The organism is Taklimakanibacter lacteus (genome assembly GCA_003576695.1).
GTDB classification, from domain to species: domain Bacteria; phylum Pseudomonadota; class Alphaproteobacteria; order Rhizobiales; family Aestuariivirgaceae; genus Taklimakanibacter; species Taklimakanibacter lacteus.
In genome coordinates this window covers 108,635-129,250 of record QOZQ01000013.1, presented here as the reverse complement: position 1 = coordinate 129,250, position 20,616 = coordinate 108,635, and the positions used below count along the sequence as shown (strand labels likewise).

The window sequence follows — 20,616 nt, the reverse complement described above, 5'->3', positions numbered from 1 at the left end:
CATCGGATCACCCAGGAGGCATCCAATGAAAATGAGTGGCGAAGAGATGATCGCGGCGGCGCGCGAGACCGTGTGGAAGGCCCTGAACGACCCGCAAATCCTCAAGCAATGCATCCCCGGCTGCGAGTCGATCGTCAAGCATTCCGATACGCAGATGGAAGCGCGGGTCGTCGCCAAGGTCGGGCCCGTCAAGGCCGGCTTCACCGGCGTCGTGAATCTGAGCAATCTCAATCCGCCCAGCAGCTACCGCATTTCGGGCGAGGGCAAGGGCGGGCTCGCCGGCTTCGCCAGCGGCGGGGCCGATGTCAGCCTCGCGGATGCCGAGGGCGGCACCAGGCTCTCCTATGATGTCGATGCGCAGGTCGGCGGCAAGCTCGCCATGCTGGGCTCGCGCCTGATCGATTCGACGGCGCGCTCCATGGCGACCCAGTTCTTCGAGAAATTCGCGGCGATCGTCGGTGCGATGAAGCCGGAAGCGGCACCGGCGGCGCCGAAGCCCGCCGCGGTGAAGAAGAAAGCTGCCAAAAAGGCCGTCAAGAAAGCGGTGAAGAAGGCAGCGAAGAAAGCCGCCAAGCCGGCAAAGAAAGCCGTGAAAAAGAAGGCCGTGAAGAAGAAGCGCTGATCAGAGGCGATAGCCGAACAAGTGCAGGGCGATGAAGATCGCCGCGAACACCGCCATATAGGCCAGGGCTGCGTAGAAGACGGCATGATGCAGGATGCGCAGCCAGGGCGGCGCTCCCCTGAGCCGTCTGTTCAGGCCGAGCGATAGCGATACCAGCAGGATGGCGACAGCGAGGATCATCAGCCTGATGGTCATCGCGGCCTATTTGCCGCCGCCGGCGACATGCTCGCCGTCGCGGGTCAGGTAATAGGCGAAGAGGATCGGTATGAAGGTCACCGCGATCACGAAGATCGCCACCACATTGGTGACCGGGCGCTGGCGTGGGCGGATAAGCTCGGTCAGCATCCAGATCGGCAGCGTCGCCTGCTGGCCGGCGGTGAAAGTGGTGACGATGACCTCATCGAAGGAAAGCGCGAAGGACAGCATGCCGCCCGCCAGCAAAGCGGAGGCGATATTGGGCAGGACGACATAGCGGAAAGTCTGGAAGCCGTCGGCGCCAAGATCCATGGAGGCTTCGATCAGGCTGCCGGACGTGCGGCGGAAACGGGCGAGGGCATTGTTGTAGACGACGACGATGCAGAAGGTGGCGTGGCCGAGCACGATCGTCCAGAAGGAGAAATCGAAATTCATGATGTTGAAGGCCGAGCGTAGCGCGATGCCGGTGATGATGCCGGGAAGGGCGATCGGCAGGATGAAGAGCAGCGAGATGTAGTCGCGGCCAAAGAACCGGGCACGTGAAACGGCGGCAGCCGCGCAAGTGCCGAGCACCAGGGCCACCGCGGTGGCGATGGTCGCGACTTTCACCGAGAGCCAGAGCGCGTTCCAGATATCCTGGCGCTCCCACACCGCGCCAAACCATTTGAGCGTGAGGCCGGGAGGCGGGAACTGGTAGCTCTTCTCCTCGGTGGTGAAAGCATAGAGGAAGATCAGCAGCAGCGGCACATGCAGGAAGAGAAGACCCGCAATGGCGGCGAGGCTCAAGGCGCGTGGTGCCGTCTGGCCGCGGTCAGAGCGCATCGAAAGCTCCCATGCGCTTGGCGATCGCCAGATAGATGCCCATGATCAAGATCGGCACGACGGTAAAGGCCGCGGCGAGCGGTATGTTGCCGGCCGTGCCCTGCAGCGTATAGACGGCTTGCCCAAGGAAGTAGGTGGACGTGCCGACGATCTGCGGGATGATATAATCGCCCAAGGTCAGCGAGAAGGTGAATATCGATCCGGCGATCAGGCCGGGCAGCGCCAGGGGAAAGATCACGGTCGTGAAGGTCTGGCGCGGATGGGCGCCGAGATCGGCCGAGGCCTCGATCAGATTGACCGGCACGCGTTCGAGCGCCGCCTGGGTCGGCAGGATCATGTAAGGCAGCCACACATAGAGGAAGACGAGGAAGGTGCCGATATAGCTGATGCTCAAGGATGGTCCGCCAATGACCGGCGTCGCCAGGATCGCGTCGAGCAGCCAGGTCGTATGGGTCTTCCCGGCGAACCAGGTGATGATCCCTTCCTTGGCGAGGATGAGCTTCCAGGCATAGACGCGAACGAGATAGCTCGACCACAGAGGCAGCATCACCGCCAGGTAGAAGAAGGCCTTCCAGCGGCCTCTGGCATAGCGTGCCGCATAATAGGCAATGGGAAAGGCGATCAGCGCCGCCGCCAGGGTGACGGCAATGGCCATTGTGAGGCTGCGCAGGATGACATCGACATTGGCGAGGTTGAGCAGTTCGGCATAGGTCGAGAGCGTGAGCTCATGCTTCACCAGGCCGGAGAATTCATCGATCGAGAAGAAGCTCTGGGCCAGCAGCGCCAGGAGCGAGCCCAGATAGACGATGCCGAGCCACAGGAGCGGCGGCGCCAGCAGGAGGGTGAGGAGGAGGAAAGGCCGCCGGAACAGGGCATCGGAGAACCGGCGCAGGAGTCCGTTGCGGTGCTCGGTGGCGGCGCCGATGGTGGTTTCCGTCACGCCTCGTCCTCCATGGCGTGCAGCGCGTCTGCAGGCCAGGACAGCGTCACTTCATCGCCTATGGCGATTAAGCCGAAGGAAGAAGGGGCGGCGACGGCGATCGCCTGGCCGCCTGCATCGGTATTCACCCGCGTTACCGCGCCCTGATAGTGGACCGAGGTCACTTTGGCGGCCACGGAATGCGCCTTGGCGGGAGTGCCGCCGACAGCGATCGTGATCTTCTCGGGGCGCAGGCTCATCCACCTGGCGGGAGCGCCTGTCTTGCCGGCGAAATCCGGCGGCAGGACATTCGATGAGCCGACGAAATCTGCGACGAAGCGGGTGCGCGGGCGCTCATAGATTTCCTGCGGCGCCCCCACCTGGACGATCTTGCCATTGTTGAAGATGGCGACGCGATCGGCCATCGAAAGCGCCTCGCCCTGGTCATGGGTCACGAAGACGAAGGTGATGCCGAGATTGCGCTGCAAGGTCTTGAGCTCGACCTGCATCTGCTCGCGCAATTTGAGATCAAGCGCGCCCAGCGGCTCATCCAGCAGCAGCACCTTGGGCTCGTTCACGAGCGCGCGGGCAAGCGCCACACGCTGGCGCTGTCCACCGGAGAGTTGCGAGGGCCTGCGACCCTCGAAACCCTTGAGCTCGACGAGATCCAGCGCGTCAAGTGCTTTGGCTTCGCGCGCCGCGCGGGCGACACCCTTGACCATCAGGCCATAGGCGACATTGTCCAGGATGCTCATATGCGGGAACAGCGCATAGTCCTGGAACACGGTATTCACATTGCGCCGATAGGGCGGAAGACCTTCGGCGGTGGTGCCGAAGATCTCGATATGGCCACTTGAAGGCTGCTCGAAACCGGCGATGAGGCGCAGGCAGGTGGTCTTGCCCGATCCCGATGGGCCGAGCATGGCGAAGAACTCACCGGGCGCGATGTCGAGCGTGACATCATCGACCGCGCGCACGGCACCGAAATGCCGTGACACATTCTGGAAGGAGACGGCTGTTGTCATGATGGATACTCCCGCCGGCGATGACCGGCGGGAGCGATTTGCGATCGATCAGCGTCCGCCGAGGACGGCGATGTAATCGGACACCCAGCGGTAGTAGGGCACGCAACCGGCGGCCTGGCTGGCGCATTTGGACACGGGCGTGCGCCAGAACTTGATCTTCTCGAAATTGCCGAGGCCGTTGGTGTCGCAGCCCGTGTCGGTCAATAGGGAATTGCCCTTGCAGGCAGCCATCACCGCCGGAACCGATCCGAACCAGGCAGCCAGGTCACCCTGAAGCTTCGGATTGATCGAATGCTCGAGCCACATATAGGCGCAATTGGGATTGGCTGCTTCGGAATGCATCATCGTGGTGTCGGCCCATCCGGTGGCGCCCTCCTCGGGAACCGTCGAGGCGATGGGCTGCTTGTCGGCGACGAGCAGGTTCACCTGGAAGGGCCAGGACGATGACGCAGCAACGCCTTCGTTCTTGAAGTCGTCGATCTGGATGAAGGCGTCATGCCAGTAGCGGCCAACCAGCTTGCGTTGCGCGCGCAGCAGGTCGAGTGCCGCCTTGTACTGGTCCTCGGTAAGCTCATAGGGATCCTTGATGCCGAGCTCCGGCTTGTGCTTCATCAGATAGAGAGCCGCATCAGCGATATAGATCGGGCCGTCGAAGGCCTGGATCCGGCCCTTGTTCGACTTCCCGTCGGGCAGGTTCTGCTCCTCGAAGACGACGCTCCAGCTCTTGGGCGCTTCCTTGAAGACATTCGTATTATAGGCCAGCACATTGGCGCCCCACTGATAGGGAACGCCATAATGCATGCCGTCGACCGTGTGCCAGGGCGCGTTCTGAAGGCGCTCATCGACCGTTTTCCACGAGGGAATCAGGTCGACATTGACCGGCTGCACGCGCTTGCCGGAGATCAGGCGCAGCGACGCATCGCCCGAGGCGGTGACCAGGTCGAAGCCGCCTTCATTCATCAAGGCGACCATTTCGTCGGACGTGCCGGCTGTCTTGATATTGACCTTGCAGCTCGTCTTCTTCTCGAAATCAGTCACCCAATCGTAGTTTTTGTCGGTTTCGCCCCGTTCGATATAGCCCGGCCAGGCGACGATATTGACCTGGCCTTCGCCGGGGCCAATTTCCTTTTTCATGTCGGCCAGAGCCGTGCCGGTGAGCGCGGCAACTGCCAAAACGGAAATAAAAGCCCGCTTTATGGATTTCATGATAACCCTCCCTGCAGGCCGGACATGATTAACGCGCACAGCCGGCTGCTCCGTTCACTGTCGTGCGCGGTGGCTGTCGCAACGCTAGCTTGTCTGTCGATGCAAGGGAAGTGGGGTCCGGAGGATCGGCGTCTACGACTTATGGTCGGTGGGCGGGGGGTGAAAAAATGCTCGGGCCGGACGGAAAAATCCACCAGCAATGTTGGATTGACCAAATTTTTGTTTGCATGATAGTCTTTTGAACAAAAGAACATAACAAGGGAGCGCGCTGCCACGTGGCCAAGGGGAGTTCGGGTGGACAGCCTGCGGTCGTCGTCGAAAATCTGCATAAGAGTTTCGGCGACCTGGAGGTTCTTAAGGGGGTTTCGCTGACGGCGCATGAGGGCGATGTCGTCTCGATGATCGGCGCCTCAGGCTCGGGCAAGAGCACCTTCCTCAGATGCATCAACTTCCTTGAAATGCCAACCCAGGGCCGTATCCAGGTCACGGGCGAGGATATTGCGCTCAAGACCGGCCATGACGGCAATCTGCATCCGACCGACCGCCATCAGCTCGAGCGCATCCGCACCCGCCTCGGCATGGTGTTCCAGTCCTTCAATCTCTGGCCCCATCTCAACGTGCTCGAAAATGTCATCGAAGCGCCGGTGCATGTGCTGAAGGTGCCCAAGGCCGAGGCGATCGCGCGCGGCGAAGCCCTGCTGCAGAAGGTCGGGCTCTATGAGAAGCGCACACAATATCCGGCCTTCCTCTCAGGTGGCCAGCAGCAGCGCGCGGCAATCGCGCGCGCTCTGGCGATGAATCCAAAGGTCATGCTGTTCGACGAGCCGACCTCGGCGCTCGATCCGGAGCTGGTCGGCGAGGTGCTCAAGGTCATCCGCGATCTCGCGCTCGAGGGGCGGACGATGATTCTCGTCACCCATGAGATGAAATTCGCCCGTGATGTGTCGAGCCATGTGATCTATCTGCACAAAGGGCTGATCGAGGAGGAGGGGCCGCCGAGCCAGGTATTCGGCGCGCCCAAGAGCGACCGCTGCAGGCAATTCGTGTCGGGAATCCACTGACCGGCTTGCCAGCGTGAGATGACGTGCTTTAGTTGAGATGGGTTCCGAAGATGTGGAGTCGGGGCTTTTTGACAACAACCGGATCGAATGATCCGACTACAAGGGAGTGAGACCATGAGCTTTAACCGCCGATTGATGCTGGCCGTCGCCGCCGTAGCCCTTTGCGGCTTTGCGGCCCAGGCCAAGGCCGACCTCAAATTCGGAGTGGCCGCCGAACCTTATGCGCCCTTCACGTCGAAGGACGCGTCCGGCAAATGGGTCGGCTGGGAAATCGATCTGATGGATGCCGTCTGTGCACAGATGAAGGAGAAATGCGAACTGGTCGAAGTGGCTTGGGATGGCATCATCCCGTCTCTGACGGCCAAGCAGATCGATGTCATCTGGTCGTCGATGTCGATCACCGCCGATCGCAAGAAGTCGATCGAATTTACCAAGATGTACTACAATACGCCCACCGTCATCATCGGCCAGAAGGATGGCGACACGGACATCAGCCCGGAGCATCTCAAGGGCAAGACGATCGGTGTGCAGGTCACCACAATTCACCAGAAATATGTCGAGAAATATTTCGGCGCCGGCTCGACGATCAAGACCTACCAGACGCAGGATGAGGCCAATAACGATCTTGCCGCCGGACGACTTGACTATGTACAGGCCGATGGCAGTGCGCTCGACACCTATCTGAAGACCGACCAGGGCGCAGCCTGCTGTGAATTGAAGGGCGCGGTTCCTGAAGACGCCGAGATTCTCGGCGAAGGCGTGGGCGGCGGCATCCGCAAGGAGGACACGGAGCTCAAGGCGAAGCTCGACGCGGCCATCGATGCCTTGGCCAAGTCCGGTGAAATCAACAAGATCACCGAGAAGTATCCCGAACTCGTCGGCAAGATGATACTGCCGCAATAGTGGCTCGTGGCTGCTTCCGGAGCGTCCCGGAGGCAGCCACAGCATCCCCGGCGAGGTGTTAGATGAATTGGCTGGATCTCTTGGCGTGGAATCCACCCGGTTGGGGAAAAAATCTCTTTTTCGGCGCCATCAGCACCCTGCAGATTTCCTTTCTTGCCTATTTGCTGGGTCTTCTGATCGGCCTCCTGGGGGCCCGCGGCAAGCTGAGCGGAGGCAAGCTCACACGCCGCCTGCTCGACTGGTACACGACGATCGTTCGCTCCGTGCCTGAGCTGCTTCTCATCGTCATCCTCTATTATACGGGCACCCAGGGCCTCAACAGTCTGATGGAATCCTTTGGCTATGGTCCGGTGCGCATCAATGGCTTCATCGCCGCGGTCGCGGTGCTCGGCGTCGTGCAAGGCGCCTATTCGACCGAAGTCCTGAGAGGGGCGATCAATGCCATCCCGGTTGGGCAGATCGAGGCCGCGAAGGCCTATGGCATGTCTCCCTTACTGCTGCTCCGGCGCATCACTTTGCCCGCGATGCTGCCCTATGCCATTCCCGGCCTTTCCAATCTCTGGCTGAATGCCACCAAGGATTCGGCGCTCATCTCCGTGGTCGGATATCTCGAGCTGACCAAGATCACCCAGCAGGGCGCCGGCTTCACCAAATGGTATTTTACCTTCTACACCGCCGCCGCGGCGATCTATCTCGCGATATCGCTCGTTTCACTGCAGGGCTTCGGCATGCTCGACCGCTATGTCCGCCGCGGCCAGCCCAAGGTGAGGTGAGGATCGGACATGGATTTCACCGTACTCATCGACTTCCTGCCGCTGATCCTCAAGGGGCTCTGGTACACGATCGTCCTGCTGATCCTGTCCTGCATCTTCGGCTTCATCCTCGCCATCCCCATCGGGCTGGTGCAGGTCACCGGGCCCAAGCCGCTCGCCTGGCTCGCCGGCGCATTCTGTACTGTCATTCGCGGCACACCTTTGCTCATCCAGCTCTACATCCTCTATTACGGCCTAGGCTCGCTTTTCCCGCAAATTCCCTGGATCCGCCACAGCTTCATGTGGCCGGTGCTGAGGGAGGGATTCTTCTATGCCGCCCTTGCCTTCACGCTGAGCTTTGCGGGCTATGAAGGTGCTGTCATGAAGGGCGCCTTTGCCAGCGTGCCCAAGGGTGAGCTCGAGGCGGCGCGCGCTTTCGGCATGTCGCCGTTCACGGTCCTGCGCCGCATCTGGCTTCCGCGGGCCTTCCGCATTGTCCTGCCGACCCTGGGCGGCGAAACCATCTTGCAGCTCAAGGCGACGCCGATCGCCGCCCTGGTGACGGTCGTGGAGCTCTATGGCGCCGCCGGCCAGATCTTCCGCAGCACCCTGGATTTCTTCCCGCCGATGCTGATGGTGGCCGTGATCTATTTCGCGCTCACTTTCCTGATCACGCGGCTGTTCAACTTTGTCGAACGGCAGGTGCCGCAACGCTAAGAAATTCGGTATTTTTTAATTATTACAGTTCTTTAATCGCCCTTCATGACCTGGGGTATCAGCTGAAGCGTTAGTGGATGCACTTAACGCTGCTCCGACGAGGTGCTGAATGGGCTGGACGGACCTGTTGGCGTGGAACCCACCCGGCTGGGGTAGTCCGATCTTTCGTGGCGTAATCACTACCCTGCAGATTTCCTTTTGCGCCTACGCGCTTGGTCTCCTGATCGGCCTGCTCGGCGCCCGCGGCAAGCTCAGTGGCGGTAAGCTCACCAAGCGCTTGCTGGAAGGCTACACGACGATCGTGCGCTCGGTCCCCGAGCTGCTTCTCATCGTAATCCTGTTTTATACGGGCACCCAGGGCTTCAACAGCCTGCTTGCTGCATTCGGTTTAGGTCCGGTGCGGATCAACGGTTTCGTTGCGGCGGTGGCGGTGCTGGGTGTCGTGCAAGGCGCCTATTCGACTGAGGTCTTGCGCGGCGCGATCAAGGCCATCCCTGTCGGCCAGATCGAGGCGGCGAGGGCTTATGGCATGTCGCCCTTCCTGATGTTCCGGCGCATCACGCTGCCGGCGATGCTGCCATATGCCATTCCGGGCCTGTCCAATCTCTGGCTCACTGCAACCAAGGGATCGGCTCTCATCTCAGTGGTCGGCTATGTCGAATTGACCAAGATCACCCAGCAGGCGGCCGGTGGCACCAAATGGTATTTCACCTTCTACACGACTGCCGCAGTGCTCTATCTCGTGATTTCACTCATTTCACTGCAAGGCTTCGGCATGCTCGACCGCTATGTGCGGCGCGGCCAGCCGAAGGTGGGGTGAGGCGGCCCATGGATTTCACGATCCTCATACAGTTTCTGCCGCTCATCCTCATCGGCCTCAAATACACGATCCTGTTGCTCGTGCTCTCGGTGTTTTTCGGCATGATCCTCGCCATTCCCATCGGGCTGGTGCAGGTCACCGGACCCAAGCCGCTCGCCTGGCTTGCCGCCTCCTTCTGCATGGTCATCCGCGGCACGCCCTTGCTCATCCAACTCTATATTCTCTATTACGGCTTGGGCTCGCTGTTTCCGCAGATTCCATGGATACGCCACAGCTTCATGTGGCCGGTGCTTCGGGAAGGCTTCTTCTATGCCACGCTCGCTTTCACGCTGAGCTTTGCCGGCTATGAGGGGGCGGTGATGAAAGGCGCCTTTGCCAGCGTGCCCAAGGGCGAGCTCGAGGCGGCGCGAGCCTTCGGCATGTCGCCCTTTACCGTGCTGCGCCGCATCTGGTTCCCACGCGCCTTCCGCATCGTTTTGCCGACGCTCGGTGGCGAGACCATCCAGCAGCTCAAGGAGACGCCGATTGCGGCCCTGGTGACCGTGGTCGAGCTCTATGGTGCCGCCGGCCAGATTTTCCGCACCACCTACGACTTCTTCCCACCCATGATCATGGTGGCAGTGATCTATTTCGCGCTGACTTTCATCATCACGCGGATTTTCAATTACGTCGAGCGGCAAGTGCCGCAGCGTTAGAAATTAATACATTACGTAATCAAATCAATATTATGCCTACACCGCATGATCTCAAGAATCAGAGGAAGTCGGGCCCCATTCCGCACGCCGCCACAATGCTTTAGGAGTGCGCTTTCTTTGCTGCACAGGATTTCGTCTTGACCAAGCTTTCCGCCAATGACCGGGTGGCCTCCTACGATCCGGAACTGCGGGCTATCCGCCATGACCTGCATCGCAACCCCGAGCTTGCCTTCGAGGAGACGCGCACCTCGGAGATCGTGGCGCGTGAGCTTGCCCGTCTCGGCTATCAGGTCAAGCGCAATGTCGCGGGCACCGGCGTCGTCGGCACGCTGCAGCAGGGAATGGGGCGCAAGGCGATCGGGCTGCGCGCCGACATGGATGCGCTGCCGATCAGCGAAGCGACAGGCCTTTCCTATCAGAGCCTCACCCCCGGCAAGATGCATGCCTGCGGCCATGACGGCCATACGACGACGCTCCTTGGTGCGGCGCGCTATCTGGCTGAAAGCCGGAATTTCGACGGCACGGTGCATCTGATCTTCCAGCCGGCGGAAGAGAATATCGGCGGCGCCCAGCGCATGATCGCGGAGGGGTTGTTCAGGCGCTTTCCCTGCGATGCGGTCTTCGCCTTCCATAACTGGCCGGGAATGCCGGCCGGACAGTTTGCGGGAAGGTCCGGTACCATCATGGCGGCCGTCGACATGGCGAAGGCGGTCATCTCGGGTCCCGGCGGCCATGGCGCGGTCCCGCATGAGACGGTCGATCCGGTGGTGGCGGGTGCTGCCGTGGTGACGGCGCTGCAGACGATCGTCGCCCGCAACATAGATCCGGTGGAGGCCGCGGTCGTGACGGTCGGCGCCTTCAATGCCGGCACGGCCTGCAATGTCATACCCGAGAGTGCCGCGCTCGAGATCAGCGTGCGCAGCTGCTCATCCAGGGTGCGCCAGCAGCTTGCCGAGCGCGTGCCGGCGATCATCAGGGGCGTGGCCGAGGCGCATGGCTGCGCCGCCACAGTCGATTACGAGCTTGGTTATCCAGCGACGGTGAACACGGCGGAGGAAGCGGCCTTCGCGCGTGCCGTGGCCGCAGAGCTCAAAGGACCGCATCCGATCATCGACCTGCCGGCGCCGACCATGATCTCGGAGGATTTCGCCTATATGCTGGAGGCCGTGCCCGGATGCTATTTCATGCTCGGCAATGGCGCCGCAGAGCCCCGCCGGATGCTGCACACGCCCGGATACGATTTCAACGACGAGCTCCTGGTGATCGGCGCATCGCTGTGGGGCCGGATGGTGGAGCGCTTCCTGCCGAAAGTCTGAGGTGATCCCATGCCCTTCGAAACCTTCCTTCTCTTCGCTCCGGCCTGCTTCGCCATCAACATGGCATTCGGGCCGAACAATCTCTTGTCGCTCACCAATGCGGCGCGCAGCGGCATCACACCCGCCATCCTTGCGGCGGCGGGCCGGATCGTCTCCTTCGCCATCATGATCGCCATTGCCGGCGTCGGCCTTGGCGCCGTGCTCGCGACATCCGAAACCGTCTTCACCGCGGTCAAATGGGCAGGAGCAGCCTATCTCGTCTGGATCGGGATCAACCTGATCCGTGCCAAGGCCCCTCTCCTCGACAGCGAACCGGGCAAGCCCGCTTTATCCTTGCGCAAGCTCACGCTGCAGGAATTGTGGGTGGCGGCGGGAAACCCCAAGGCCATTCTGGTCTTCACCGCCTTCTTCCCGCAATTTGTCGATCCTCAGGCCTATGCGCTGAGCTTCACGATCCTGGGCCTCACCTTCCTGGTATTCGAGGCCTTCGCGATCGTGGTCTATTCCTTCATCGGCGCCAGGCTCGGCCGCTACCTGCGCAAGGGCAATGTGCTCAAATGGTTCAACCGGACGAGTGGTGCGATGATGATCGGCTTCGGCCTGGCACTGATGTTCACGCGCCGGCCGACGGCTTAGTCGGGTTGAACCGCTCCGCCAGCTGCGCCACGAACCGCTGCAGCCTGCCATAGAGGCTGAACTCGGCGAGGGCGGAGGTCGAGGCCACCGGCAATTCGACCTCATCGATCTCAAGCGACGCCTGTTTCACGTCCTCGTCCTCGAGCTCATGGACGGTCAGCGAGGCGGGACCGAGCTGGATGCGGTCGCCCATGCCGATGCGGTCCTCGCAGCGCAGGCGGAAGGCCTCGGTGATGGTGAGGCCGCGCAGATCGTCAGGTACTGAGAGACCATAGGCCGCGGCAAGCTCATCGAGCGAGATGTCGCCGGTGAAATTGAAGGCGGCGACCGGATGGTGCGAATGGATGGCGTCGGAGGCGGCGAAAAGGCGGTCGAGTCGCTGGGCCCGTTCGGTTGGCACAAGGAAATAGGCATAATCGCCCGGGTTCAGGGCCTTGGCGTCGGCCCAGGTCAGAACCTTCTCCTGGCGCGCCACCATGACCGGCTGGATCCACGAGGGCAGGTCGGGGCGGGTAAGGATCGGGCTGTCTTCGATGATCGGAAAGCCGACCATTTCGAGATTGGTCTGGCCCGGGAGATCGATCTCGACGCGCTGGGTCTCGGCGGCCGTCTCGGTCAGCGCCACATCGAGCCCGCGCGCCACTGCGGTGAGCGTCCAGCCCTGGACCAGGAGCGAGATGAAGACGGCGACGAAGGCGACGTTGAAATAGACTTCGGCATTGGCGACGCCGGAAAGTGTGGGGATGGCTGCGAGGAAGATCGACACGGCACCACGCAGGCCCACCCAGGAGATGAAGGCCTTTTCGCGCGCGGTGAACCTGAACGGCAGCAGGCACAGCCAGACCGCCACCGGGCGGGCGATGACGATGAGGAATACCGCGATGACGAAGGCGGGCAGGAGATAGCCTAAGAGCTTCGAGGGCGTGACGAGCAGGCCCAGCACCAGGAACATCAGGATCTGGCACAGCCAGGTCGCGGCATCGTGGAAGCTCAGGATCGAGGGGAAGGCGCGGGCCGGCCGGTTGCCGAGCACAAGGCCCGCCAGATAGACGGCGAGGAAGCCCGACCCTTCGACCGCGGCCGCCGCCGCATAGATGGCGAGCGCCGCGGTGATGGCAAAGAGGGGGTGGAGCCCGGAGGGGAGGGCCATGCGGTTCAGGCCCTGGACCAGGAGATATCCGCCGACGAGCCCCGCGACCGTGCCGATGACCACCTGGCGCAGCAGCAGGATCACGACATCGAGGCTCGAGCCTTGGGCGCCCAGCATGATGAGCTCGACCAGGACGATGGTGAGGAAGACCGCGAACGGGTCGTTGGTGCCCGATTCGATCTCGAGTGCCGCCGCCACGCGGCGGCGCAATTGCAGGCCGCCGGCACGCATCAGGAAGAAGACGGCCGCGGCATCGGTCGAACTTACCACCGCACCGAGCAGCAGGCCCTGGAGCCAGGAGAGGCCGAGCACCAGGCAGGCAACGGCGCCGGTGAGCGCCGCGGTGATGACGACACCCACCGTGGCGAGGAGGCTTGCCGGCAGGAGACTGCCACGGAAGACGGCAAGTCTTGTCCGCAAGCCTCCGTCGAACAGGATGACCGCCAGAGCGACGGTGCCGATCAGATAGGTCAGGCGGTAGTCATTGAAGACGATGCCGCCCGGTCCGTCCTCTCCCGCCAGCATGCCGATGATGAGAAAAACCAGCAGCAACGGCGCGCCAAACCGCGTGGCGATGAGGCTCGAGGCGATGCCGACCAGGATAAGAACGGCCAGAAACAAAAGTCCAAGATTGATAAGGCCGATCTGCTCCATGGTCCGAGCCATAGCAGAGCGACCTTTGAAAAACCAAGCGCTCTGTCATGCGATGGACAATTCGCTATGATGGCGGGGTGACCGGCTTCGATTTTCCCCCCGATTTCGCCAATCCATTCGGCGGCAACCCGTTCAAGGACCGCGCCGATGTGGAAAACGCCCTGAAGGCCCTGGTGATTCCCCTCGAGCGCTGCCGCTCGCCAGGTGGCGCCCGGGTCAGACTTGGGCCGGCCGCAGCCTGGTTCGATCAGGCTGCGGCCGATCTCGAAGGCTTTGCCCGCCCGTTATGGGGTTTGGCGGCGGCCCAGGCCGGCGGCGCCACCTGGATCGATTGGAAACCGATTAGACGGGGACTTGCGGCGGGCACCGATCCGGACCATCCGGAATATTGGGGCGATGTCAGGAAGCATGATCAGCGCCTGGTCGAGCTGGCGGTGATCGGCCTGTCGCTGCGTCTGGTGCCAGACCAGATCTGGCATCCCCTGTCGGCCGGGGAGAAGGAGCGCGCGCTGGCCTATTTCCTCGCGGCCCGCCAATGCGAGTATCATGACGGCAACTGGAAGTTCTTCCGCCTCATGCTCGACATGGGCATCAAGGAGATCGGCGGTCCGGATGATCCGGCGGGCGGCGAAAGCCATATTGCATCGCTTGAGACCAACTATCTGGGAGAGGGCTGGTACCGCGACGGCCCCGGTGGATATGTCGACCACTATGCCGCCTTCATCTTCCATTTCCTTGGACTGATCCTCGCCAGGCTGACGCCCGAGACGGAAACGACCCGGCGTTATCGCGCGCGAGCGCGGCAATCGATCAAGGACATCAGCCGCTGGTTCGCCGATGACGGCGCGGTCCTCGTCTATGGCCGTTCGATGACCTACCGGTTCGCCGCGGCAGCCTATTTCGGCGGCTTCGCCTTTGCGGATGAGGAGGCGATGCCGTGGGGCCAGCTGAAGGGATTTTATCTGCGGCATCTGCGCTGGTGGTCGAGACTGCCGATCTCGGCGCCCGGCGGCCTGCTCGATATCGGCTATGGCTACGGCAATCCCCTGATCGCCGAGGAGTATAATTCGCCGCAGTCGCCCTATTGGGCGCTGCAGGCCTTTCTGCCGCTGGCGCTGCCGGCCACGCATCCGTTCTGGCAAAGCGCGGAGATGCCGAGCCCGCAGCGCAAAAAGCCCAAGGCGTTGAAACAGGCGGGAATGATCATCGCCAATCCGAAAGGCGATGCCATTGCATTGGTGTCCGGGCGTTTCGTGCCCGACTACCGGTTCGGTGCGGAGAAATACGCCAAGTTCGCTTTTTCGGCCCGCTACGGCTTCAGCATCGAAGGCAATTTGCGCCGTTTCGACCGAGCGACGCTCGACAACATGATCGGTTTCAGCGAGGACGGCCGGTATTTTCGCGTCCGCCATGCGAGCGATGCGGCGCAGCTTGCGGATGAAACCTTATATTGCCGGTGGCGTCCCTATCCCGACATCACGGTCGAAACCTGGATCTATTGGCACGGATCATTCCACATCCGCGTCCACCGGATAAAGTCTCCGGGGCCGATCATGACCATCGAAGGCGGCTTCGCCATCAAGGCGGATGGAGTCTCGGCCAAGGACAAGCTTGTCGGGCCGACTGTGGCCGCCGTCCTGTCGGCCGAGGACGGCTCGGCGGTCGTCGATCTCGGATCGAGCGTGATGCGCCGGCTGCGCGTCCATGCGACGTCAGTCAACACCAATCTCCTTGTGCCCAAGGCGATCGTCCCGCAGCTGTTCGGCCAGTTGCCGGCCGGAGAGACGATCCTGTTCACGGCGGTCATCGCCGAGGGCAATCCCGAGGCAGTGCGCAAGGCGCTGGAAACCCCACCGGCCAGGCCCGATATCAGGCAGCTGGAAGAGCTGGTCGCGCGCCGCGGCGCCGCGGTCTGAGCACTTTCATGAGACCCTCCTTCAGTTGGACCGACGGCTCACAGTTCAATCAGCCGCCTGACGGGGCAAGCCAAACACGCTTTTAATTAAGGGCAAATTGGTTGCGCCCATTTGGCAAGAATCAACGAATTTCTTGACGACTCCGCCATTTCGCGCGACGCAGATGGAGGACGGCATATCAGGTTGAGTTGCATGGTTTCATGACGGTCACTGAGCATGACGGCCACCGAGCAGAAAGCGCGTAGGGATTCCAGGCGCCGCGTCCTCAAGGACGGGAAGATCGTCTCGCACCATCTGCATGGTGCCATCGACGTGCGCATCCGCGATCTGAGCCAGTCCGGAGCGCTGCTCGAAGTTCCCATGGCAACACTCATTCCATCGGACTATGGGCTGCTCGTCGTTTCGGAGAGCAAGGTCTATCCGTCCGTCACGCGATGGCGCAAGGGAGACAGGATGGGCGTCGAGTTCACAGGCCCGCCCAAGCCGGCAACCTTGCGAAAATGGTGAAAGCCAGGATGCGCGCTATGTCGCGATCGCGAAGAAAATGGCCATCATGGCGGCCCAGGAGATGGCGTAAGTCAAGGTGCGCAAGACGGGAAGCCCGCTGATATAGGCGGGGTAATGGGCAATGCGGGCCCAGAAATAGACGATGCTCGCAATCGCCGTCGTCGCATTGGCGGCGCCCGAAAGATGGGCGGCGATGACCAGCGACGCGAAGGGAGCGAGGTTCTCGATGGCGTTGGAATGGGCTTTTTTCGCCCGCGCGGCCCAGACGGGCAGGGGCTTGTCATCCGCCCGGTAGGTTATCGTCTCGGGCGGACCATAGGTCATGATCCGCGCCAGGATGTAGGGAACCCACAGAAGTGCCGTGAAGGCGGCTGTCCAGGCCAGCATGTAAAGGTCGGTGGTCATTTGTCAGCCTCCGGTCGATCGAGTCGATCCTACCGGACAGGCACCACCCCATCAAAGGCTGGTGGTCAGGATTTCTGGAACCGGATACCGCAGTTCTTCTTGATCGAGGCCTCTTCGATGGCCTTCTTCTGCCCCTTGAGCTGGGCCAGTTCGGCGGCGGTCTGCCCATCGCCTTCATTGGCGAACAGGATCGGCCAGAACAGGATAACACCGACGGTCGTCTTGATCGTGTCGTTCTTGCGGTTCTTGTCCTGGACGCCTGCAACCTCGGCGGCGCGGGCGGAAATCCGCTGGCCCTCCTGGGCCAATTGCTCGCAGGTGTAGGGCTCGTAGACCATTGGCGACATGTAGGTCGCCTGGATATTCTCGGACTTGGATGCGCAGCCCACAGCCAAGACCATGGCTCCCAAAAGGGCCAAGCCAGATTTCATTGCCGTCCTCCCCAGCCCGACTTGGCGGGCAACCGTTGCATAACACAAACGGTTTCGGCTTGGAAACAGGTGTCTAAACCCCGGCTAGGATTGTTTGGAAGGAAGTTCCGTAATCGCCGGGCGTCAGTCGGTCGACTGGACGCCGCGCGGTTCCGGCTGGCCGAGGACGAAGCCCTTGCCATCAAGATGATAGATATCGGGTCGGAAATTGATCGCGCCCTGAGGCGTCGCCCATGCGGTCAGATACATGAAGCGAACGCTTGGCGGTGACTGTACCTTCCGCACATAGGGTTCCCGATTCTCGATGATCTGGTCGTACTGATCGGGGCTGTAGTCCGCCTGATCCCGCAGCACCCAGTCGATGACCGTTTTCACCTGATCCACTCGGATGCAGCCCGAGCTTTCGAACCGCGCATTGCTGCCGAACAGCTCGCGGTGTGGCGTGTCGTGCATATAGACCATGAACTTGTTGGGGAAGTTGATCTTCACCGAGGCCAGGGCATTGTTCTCGCCCGGGTCCTGCCGGAAGAAATAACGCTCGGGCGGCGTCGTCGCCCAGTCGACCGTCGCGGGATCGATCTCCGGACCATCAACTCCATCGAACACCCGGATTTGCATGTTTTCGAGATAGCTGCGGTCCTTGAGATAATGCGGAACGATGTCGCGCTCGACGATCGAGGCCGGGATCTTCCAATAGGGATTGAAAGTCACGTCGCTGACCGTGCTGACCAGGGTCGGCGATGGGCGATCGAGCTTGCCGGCGACGATATTGTGACGCGAGAAGACCCGGCCGTCTTCGACGGTTTCGAGCTGCAGCGAGGGGATGTTGACGAGAATGGCGCGCGGCGCCAGGTCCTGCGCATAGGCCGCGACCCGGGGCTGGTTCTCGAGCAGTGTCGAGAGGCGGACCTCGGCGGGGATGTTGAGCTCGCTAAGGGTGCGCTGAGCAACGGTACCGGTCGGCACCAGACCGTGATTGATCTGGAACGCCTTGACCGCCTCGACCATCTGGGCGTCGAACAATGAGGCGTCGGCTGCGCCCAGTGTGTCGAAGGGCAGGTAGTTCTCGAAGATCAGCCGCTGACGCAGCAGCAGGGCCTGTTCGCCCCTGGCGCCCTTGGCCAGCTTCCTGCTGGTGATCTGCGGCCAGCCGCCATTCTTGACGATCTGCCGGTACATCACGATCGCGTCGGCCAGCGCCTGTTCGGAGCCCGCCGTCAGCATCGCCAATTCGTCATTATTGGCGACGATCTGGGTGTGGGTCGCGAGCTTGCTGGAGGTGGAGGGCTTGGGAATGGCTGGCGCCGTCGACCCGCTATCCTGCGTGTCCTGCGCAAAAACCGGCATGGATGTCAGGGCGAGCAACAACGCGGCGACGGCCACCCCGCGACGCGGACCAGATTGCCAGATCGATACCATCAGGGGCGCAACCCTTTCTTCCTTAAGCAGTCAAAAATGGAGTCCGAAACCCACTTCAAGGGCGCTGAACGCATTGATGCGCAGGCTGCTCGAAACTGCCGAATCCCCAAAGACTTATTGCTGTTGTGCTCCCGCTATTGCAGCGAAAAAACGCCGAAACAAAGGCCGGGCCGGCTGCCGGAACTTTCCCGAGCGTAGCCGCGTTTTGTCCTTCCGGTGCCGGGTTTGCCGGCGTAGTCATGCCGGATACAACCGCCAAGGAGGAGAAATGGCCAAGAACACGATCTGCCTGTGGTTCGACAAGGACGCCGAGGCCGCTGCCCGCTTCTATGCCAAGACATTTCCCGACAGCTCGGTGGGCGCTGTCCACCATGCTCCCAGCGACTTCCCCTCCGGCAAGAAAGGCGATGCGCTGGTGGTGGAGTTCACCGTTGCCGGCGTGGCCTGTATCGGTCTCAATGGCGGTCCCACCTTCAAGCATAACGAGGCTTTCTCCTTCCAGATCGCGACTGAAGACCAGGAAGAGACCGACCGCTACTGGAATGCGATCGTGGGCAATGGCGGCCAGGAGAGCGCCTGCGGCTGGTGCAAGGATAAATGGGGAATTTCCTGGCAGATCACGCCGCGCGTCCTGACGGAAGCGATGGCGGCCGGGGGGGCGGAAGCAAAGCGCGCCTTCGATGCGATGATGGATATGAGGAAGATCGACGTCGCGAAGATCGAAGCGGCGCGGCGGGGATGACATCCCGATTCCGGCGGTGGCCAGGCCAGCTCGGGCGCTGGCCTCCGTTCCGGCCGAAGGGCTTGGGCGTTAGTTATATTTTATTGATTTTATTACCAAAATTGGTGAGCCCGGATGGGTTCGAACCATCGACCCTCTGATTAAAAGTCAGATGCTCTGCCACTGAGCTACGGGCCCAACCGATAGGGCGGGCGGACCATAGTTGCCGTGGCCCACGGGGTCAATAGAAAGCCGTTAATGCCCAAATCCCGCCTTTGGAAAAAGGCACGACATTTGCTGTAAGAGACTGTTCAGCCCTGGCCCCTAACTTGCCGGGCCGTTTCTGGAGACACCATGCCCAAGCGCGAGCCCATTGCAGTCGTCGTCCTTGCCGCCGGAAAGGGGACCCGCATGCGGTCCGATTTTCCCAAGGTCCTGCACAAGGCGGCCGGCCGCACGCTGCTTGCCCATGTGCTCCATTCGGCGGCCGAGGCGAAGCCTGAGCGCACCGTCGTCATATCAGGCCCGGGCATGCCCGAAGTGGGTGCCGAAGCCCGCGCCATTGCCGGCGATGCGGTGATCGCCATCCAGGAGAAGCGCCAGGGCACTGCCCATGCGGTCGGCATCGCGCAAGACGGGCTGAAAGGCTTCGACGGCACGGTGCTCGTCCTCTATGGCGATGTGCCGCTCATCCGCCCGGAAACGATCTCGGCGCTGGCGCAGGCGGTGAGCGAGGAAAGCCCGCTCGCGGTCCTGGGCTTCAGGGCGGCCAATCCGACAGGCTATGGCCGCCTGATCCAGAACCGCTCCGGCAAGCTCGTCGCCATTCGCGAGGAGCTCGACACGACGGTCGACGAGCGGCGCATCGACCTGTGCAATTCAGGCTTCATCGCCATCAAGGCCAAGCTTCTTTGGGAGCTGCTGCCGCGGATCACCAATGACAATGCCAAGCACGAATATTATCTGACCGATCTCGTCGGCCTCACCGTCGCCGAAGGTCGCCAGGTGGCGCTCGCCGAATGTCCGGAAGCCGAGGTGCATGGCGTCAATACGCGCGCCCAGCTCGCCCAGATCGAAAGCCTGCTGCAGGCGCGCTACCGCCAGGAGGCGATGGACAATGGCGCGACCCTGATCGACCCGCCCTCAGTGTTCCTGTCGGCCGATACCGAGATCGGCAAGGATGTCACGATCGAGCCCCATGTCGTCATCGGTCCTCATGTGCGGATCGGCGACAATGTCGAGATCCTGGCCTTCTCGCATATCGAAGGCGCGGCAATCGCGGATGGGGCGCGGATCGGACCCTTTGCCAGACTCAGGCCCGGCGCCGAGATCGGCAAGGACGCCCATATCGGCAATTTCGTCGAGATCAAGAAGGCCAGGATCGGAGAGGGCGCCAAGGCCAATCATCTGACCTATATCGGCGATGCGAGCGTCGGTGCGCGCAGCAATATCGGGGCGGGGGCCATCACCTGCAATTATGACGGCTTCGAGAAGCATCACACCGAGATCGGTGCGGACGTCTTCGTCGGATCGAACACGGCGCTGGTGGCGCCGGTGAATGTGGGGGATGCATCGAATATCGCGGCCGGCAGCGTCATCACCCAGGATGTTCCGGCAGATGCGCTCGCCATTGCGCGCGGCCAGCAGGTGGTGAAGGCCGGCTGGGCGAAGAAATACCGTGAGCTGAAGAAAGCCAAGAAACTGCAGAGGGGCAAGCGTTAAAC

At 61.8% G+C, this 20,616-nt stretch carries 22 protein-coding genes and 1 tRNA gene; 13 read left to right on the top strand and 10 right to left on the bottom strand.

Annotated features, from left to right (window positions below):
• The first annotated feature begins 25 nt into the window (after positions 1–25).
• Positions 26–622 carry an SRPBCC family protein gene (locus DT068_RS23885; protein ID WP_119392407.1) on the top strand — a complete coding sequence of 199 codons (597 nt, stop codon included), beginning with the start codon at positions 26–28 and terminating at the stop codon, positions 620–622.
• On the opposite strand, the gene DT068_RS23880 is transcribed toward DT068_RS23885, so the two are convergent.
• Genes DT068_RS23880 through DT068_RS23860 form a run of 5 tightly spaced genes read right to left on the bottom strand, consistent with a single transcriptional unit; the run spans position 623 to position 4,789 of the window.
• The gene (locus DT068_RS23880) at positions 623–817 is read right to left on the bottom strand and encodes a hypothetical protein (protein WP_119392406.1); all 195 of its coding nucleotides are present in this window, start codon (positions 815–817) and stop codon (positions 623–625) included.
• Between the two features lie 6 nt (positions 818–823).
• Positions 824–1,639, bottom strand: a complete 816-nt coding sequence (locus DT068_RS23875) for an ABC transporter permease (RefSeq protein ID WP_119392405.1) — start codon at positions 1,637–1,639, stop codon at positions 824–826.
• On the bottom strand, positions 1,629–2,579 hold the full coding sequence (locus DT068_RS23870; protein WP_119392404.1) for an ABC transporter permease: 951 nt from the start codon (positions 2,577–2,579) through the stop codon (positions 1,629–1,631). Before DT068_RS23870 ends, DT068_RS23875 begins: the two co-directional genes overlap by 11 nt.
• The gene (locus DT068_RS23865) at positions 2,576–3,583 is read right to left on the bottom strand and encodes an ABC transporter ATP-binding protein (protein WP_119392403.1); all 1,008 of its coding nucleotides are present in this window, start codon (positions 3,581–3,583) and stop codon (positions 2,576–2,578) included. The genes DT068_RS23870 and DT068_RS23865 overlap by 4 nt, the downstream gene beginning before the upstream one ends.
• A gap of 48 nt (positions 3,584–3,631) precedes the next feature.
• The gene (locus DT068_RS23860) at positions 3,632–4,789 is read right to left on the bottom strand and encodes an ABC transporter substrate-binding protein (RefSeq protein WP_119392402.1); all 1,158 of its coding nucleotides are present in this window, start codon (positions 4,787–4,789) and stop codon (positions 3,632–3,634) included.
• A 275-nt stretch (positions 4,790–5,064) separates the two neighbouring features.
• On the opposite strand from DT068_RS23860, the gene DT068_RS23855 reads away from it, so the two are divergent.
• The 8 genes from DT068_RS23855 (at position 5,065) to DT068_RS23820 (ending at position 11,689) form a co-directional block, all read left to right on the top strand.
• Positions 5,065–5,850, top strand: coding sequence for an ABC transporter ATP-binding protein (locus DT068_RS23855; protein ID WP_119392401.1), 786 nt, complete (start codon positions 5,065–5,067; stop codon positions 5,848–5,850).
• A 114-nt stretch (positions 5,851–5,964) separates the two neighbouring features.
• Positions 5,965–6,753 carry a transporter substrate-binding domain-containing protein gene (locus DT068_RS23850; RefSeq protein WP_438816454.1) on the top strand — a complete coding sequence of 263 codons (789 nt, stop codon included), beginning with the start codon at positions 5,965–5,967 and terminating at the stop codon, positions 6,751–6,753.
• Between the two features lie 62 nt (positions 6,754–6,815).
• The gene (locus DT068_RS23845; protein WP_119392399.1) at positions 6,816–7,526 is read left to right on the top strand and encodes an ABC transporter permease; all 711 of its coding nucleotides are present in this window, start codon (positions 6,816–6,818) and stop codon (positions 7,524–7,526) included.
• Between the two features lie 9 nt (positions 7,527–7,535).
• On the top strand, positions 7,536–8,222 hold the full coding sequence (locus DT068_RS23840; RefSeq protein WP_119392398.1) for an ABC transporter permease: 687 nt from the start codon (positions 7,536–7,538) through the stop codon (positions 8,220–8,222).
• Positions 8,223–8,331: 109 nt separating this feature from the next.
• Positions 8,332–9,042, top strand: a complete 711-nt coding sequence (locus DT068_RS23835) for an ABC transporter permease (RefSeq protein ID WP_119392397.1) — start codon at positions 8,332–8,334, stop codon at positions 9,040–9,042.
• An 8-nt stretch (positions 9,043–9,050) separates the two neighbouring features.
• The gene (locus DT068_RS23830; protein ID WP_119392396.1) at positions 9,051–9,737 is read left to right on the top strand and encodes an ABC transporter permease; all 687 of its coding nucleotides are present in this window, start codon (positions 9,051–9,053) and stop codon (positions 9,735–9,737) included.
• A 137-nt stretch (positions 9,738–9,874) separates the two neighbouring features.
• The gene (locus tag DT068_RS23825) at positions 9,875–11,053 is read left to right on the top strand and encodes a M20 aminoacylase family protein (RefSeq protein WP_119392395.1); all 1,179 of its coding nucleotides are present in this window, start codon (positions 9,875–9,877) and stop codon (positions 11,051–11,053) included.
• Positions 11,054–11,062: 9 nt separating this feature from the next.
• Positions 11,063–11,689, top strand: a complete 627-nt coding sequence (locus DT068_RS23820; RefSeq protein ID WP_119392394.1) for a LysE family translocator — start codon at positions 11,063–11,065, stop codon at positions 11,687–11,689.
• Here DT068_RS23820 and DT068_RS23815 read toward each other — a convergent pair.
• On the bottom strand, positions 11,667–13,505 hold the full coding sequence (locus DT068_RS23815) for a potassium/proton antiporter (RefSeq protein ID WP_368905099.1): 1,839 nt from the start codon (positions 13,503–13,505) through the stop codon (positions 11,667–11,669). The two genes, DT068_RS23820 and DT068_RS23815, sit on opposite strands and share 23 nt — an antisense overlap.
• 35 nt (positions 13,506–13,540) lie before the next feature.
• On the opposite strand from DT068_RS23815, the gene DT068_RS23810 reads away from it, so the two are divergent.
• Both DT068_RS23810 and DT068_RS23805 read left to right on the top strand, forming a co-directional pair.
• On the top strand, positions 13,541–15,409 hold the full coding sequence (locus DT068_RS23810; RefSeq protein ID WP_119392392.1) for a DUF2264 domain-containing protein: 1,869 nt from the start codon (positions 13,541–13,543) through the stop codon (positions 15,407–15,409).
• A gap of 216 nt (positions 15,410–15,625) precedes the next feature.
• The gene (locus tag DT068_RS23805) at positions 15,626–15,916 is read left to right on the top strand and encodes a PilZ domain-containing protein (protein WP_119392391.1); all 291 of its coding nucleotides are present in this window, start codon (positions 15,626–15,628) and stop codon (positions 15,914–15,916) included.
• Between the two features lie 15 nt (positions 15,917–15,931).
• Here the strand turns inward: DT068_RS23805 and DT068_RS23800 are convergent, their stop codons facing one another.
• The 3 genes from DT068_RS23800 to DT068_RS23790 all read right to left on the bottom strand — a co-directional run bounded on the left by DT068_RS23800 (position 15,932) and on the right by DT068_RS23790 (position 18,171).
• On the bottom strand, positions 15,932–16,321 hold the full coding sequence (locus DT068_RS23800; RefSeq protein WP_119392390.1) for an MAPEG family protein: 390 nt from the start codon (positions 16,319–16,321) through the stop codon (positions 15,932–15,934).
• 65 nt (positions 16,322–16,386) lie between these two features.
• Positions 16,387–16,752, bottom strand: a complete 366-nt coding sequence (locus tag DT068_RS23795; protein WP_119392389.1) for a hypothetical protein — start codon at positions 16,750–16,752, stop codon at positions 16,387–16,389.
• Between the two features lie 123 nt (positions 16,753–16,875).
• Positions 16,876–18,171: a L,D-transpeptidase family protein gene (locus tag DT068_RS23790; RefSeq protein WP_119392388.1), complete on the bottom strand. Its 1,296-nt coding sequence runs from the start codon at positions 18,169–18,171 to the stop codon at positions 16,876–16,878.
• A 268-nt stretch (positions 18,172–18,439) separates the two neighbouring features.
• On the opposite strand from DT068_RS23790, the gene DT068_RS23785 reads away from it, so the two are divergent.
• Positions 18,440–18,913, top strand: coding sequence for a VOC family protein (locus DT068_RS23785; RefSeq protein ID WP_119392387.1), 474 nt, complete (start codon positions 18,440–18,442; stop codon positions 18,911–18,913).
• 102 nt (positions 18,914–19,015) lie between these two features.
• Here the strand turns inward: DT068_RS23785 and DT068_RS23780 are convergent.
• Positions 19,016–19,090 (bottom strand) — tRNA-Lys (locus DT068_RS23780).
• A 156-nt stretch (positions 19,091–19,246) separates the two neighbouring features.
• On the opposite strand from DT068_RS23780, the gene glmU reads away from it, so the two are divergent.
• Complete coding sequence (glmU, locus tag DT068_RS23775; protein ID WP_119392386.1) at positions 19,247–20,614, top strand: bifunctional UDP-N-acetylglucosamine diphosphorylase/glucosamine-1-phosphate N-acetyltransferase GlmU; 1,368 nt, start codon at positions 19,247–19,249, stop codon at positions 20,612–20,614.
• The last annotated feature ends 2 nt before the right edge of the window (positions 20,615–20,616 follow it).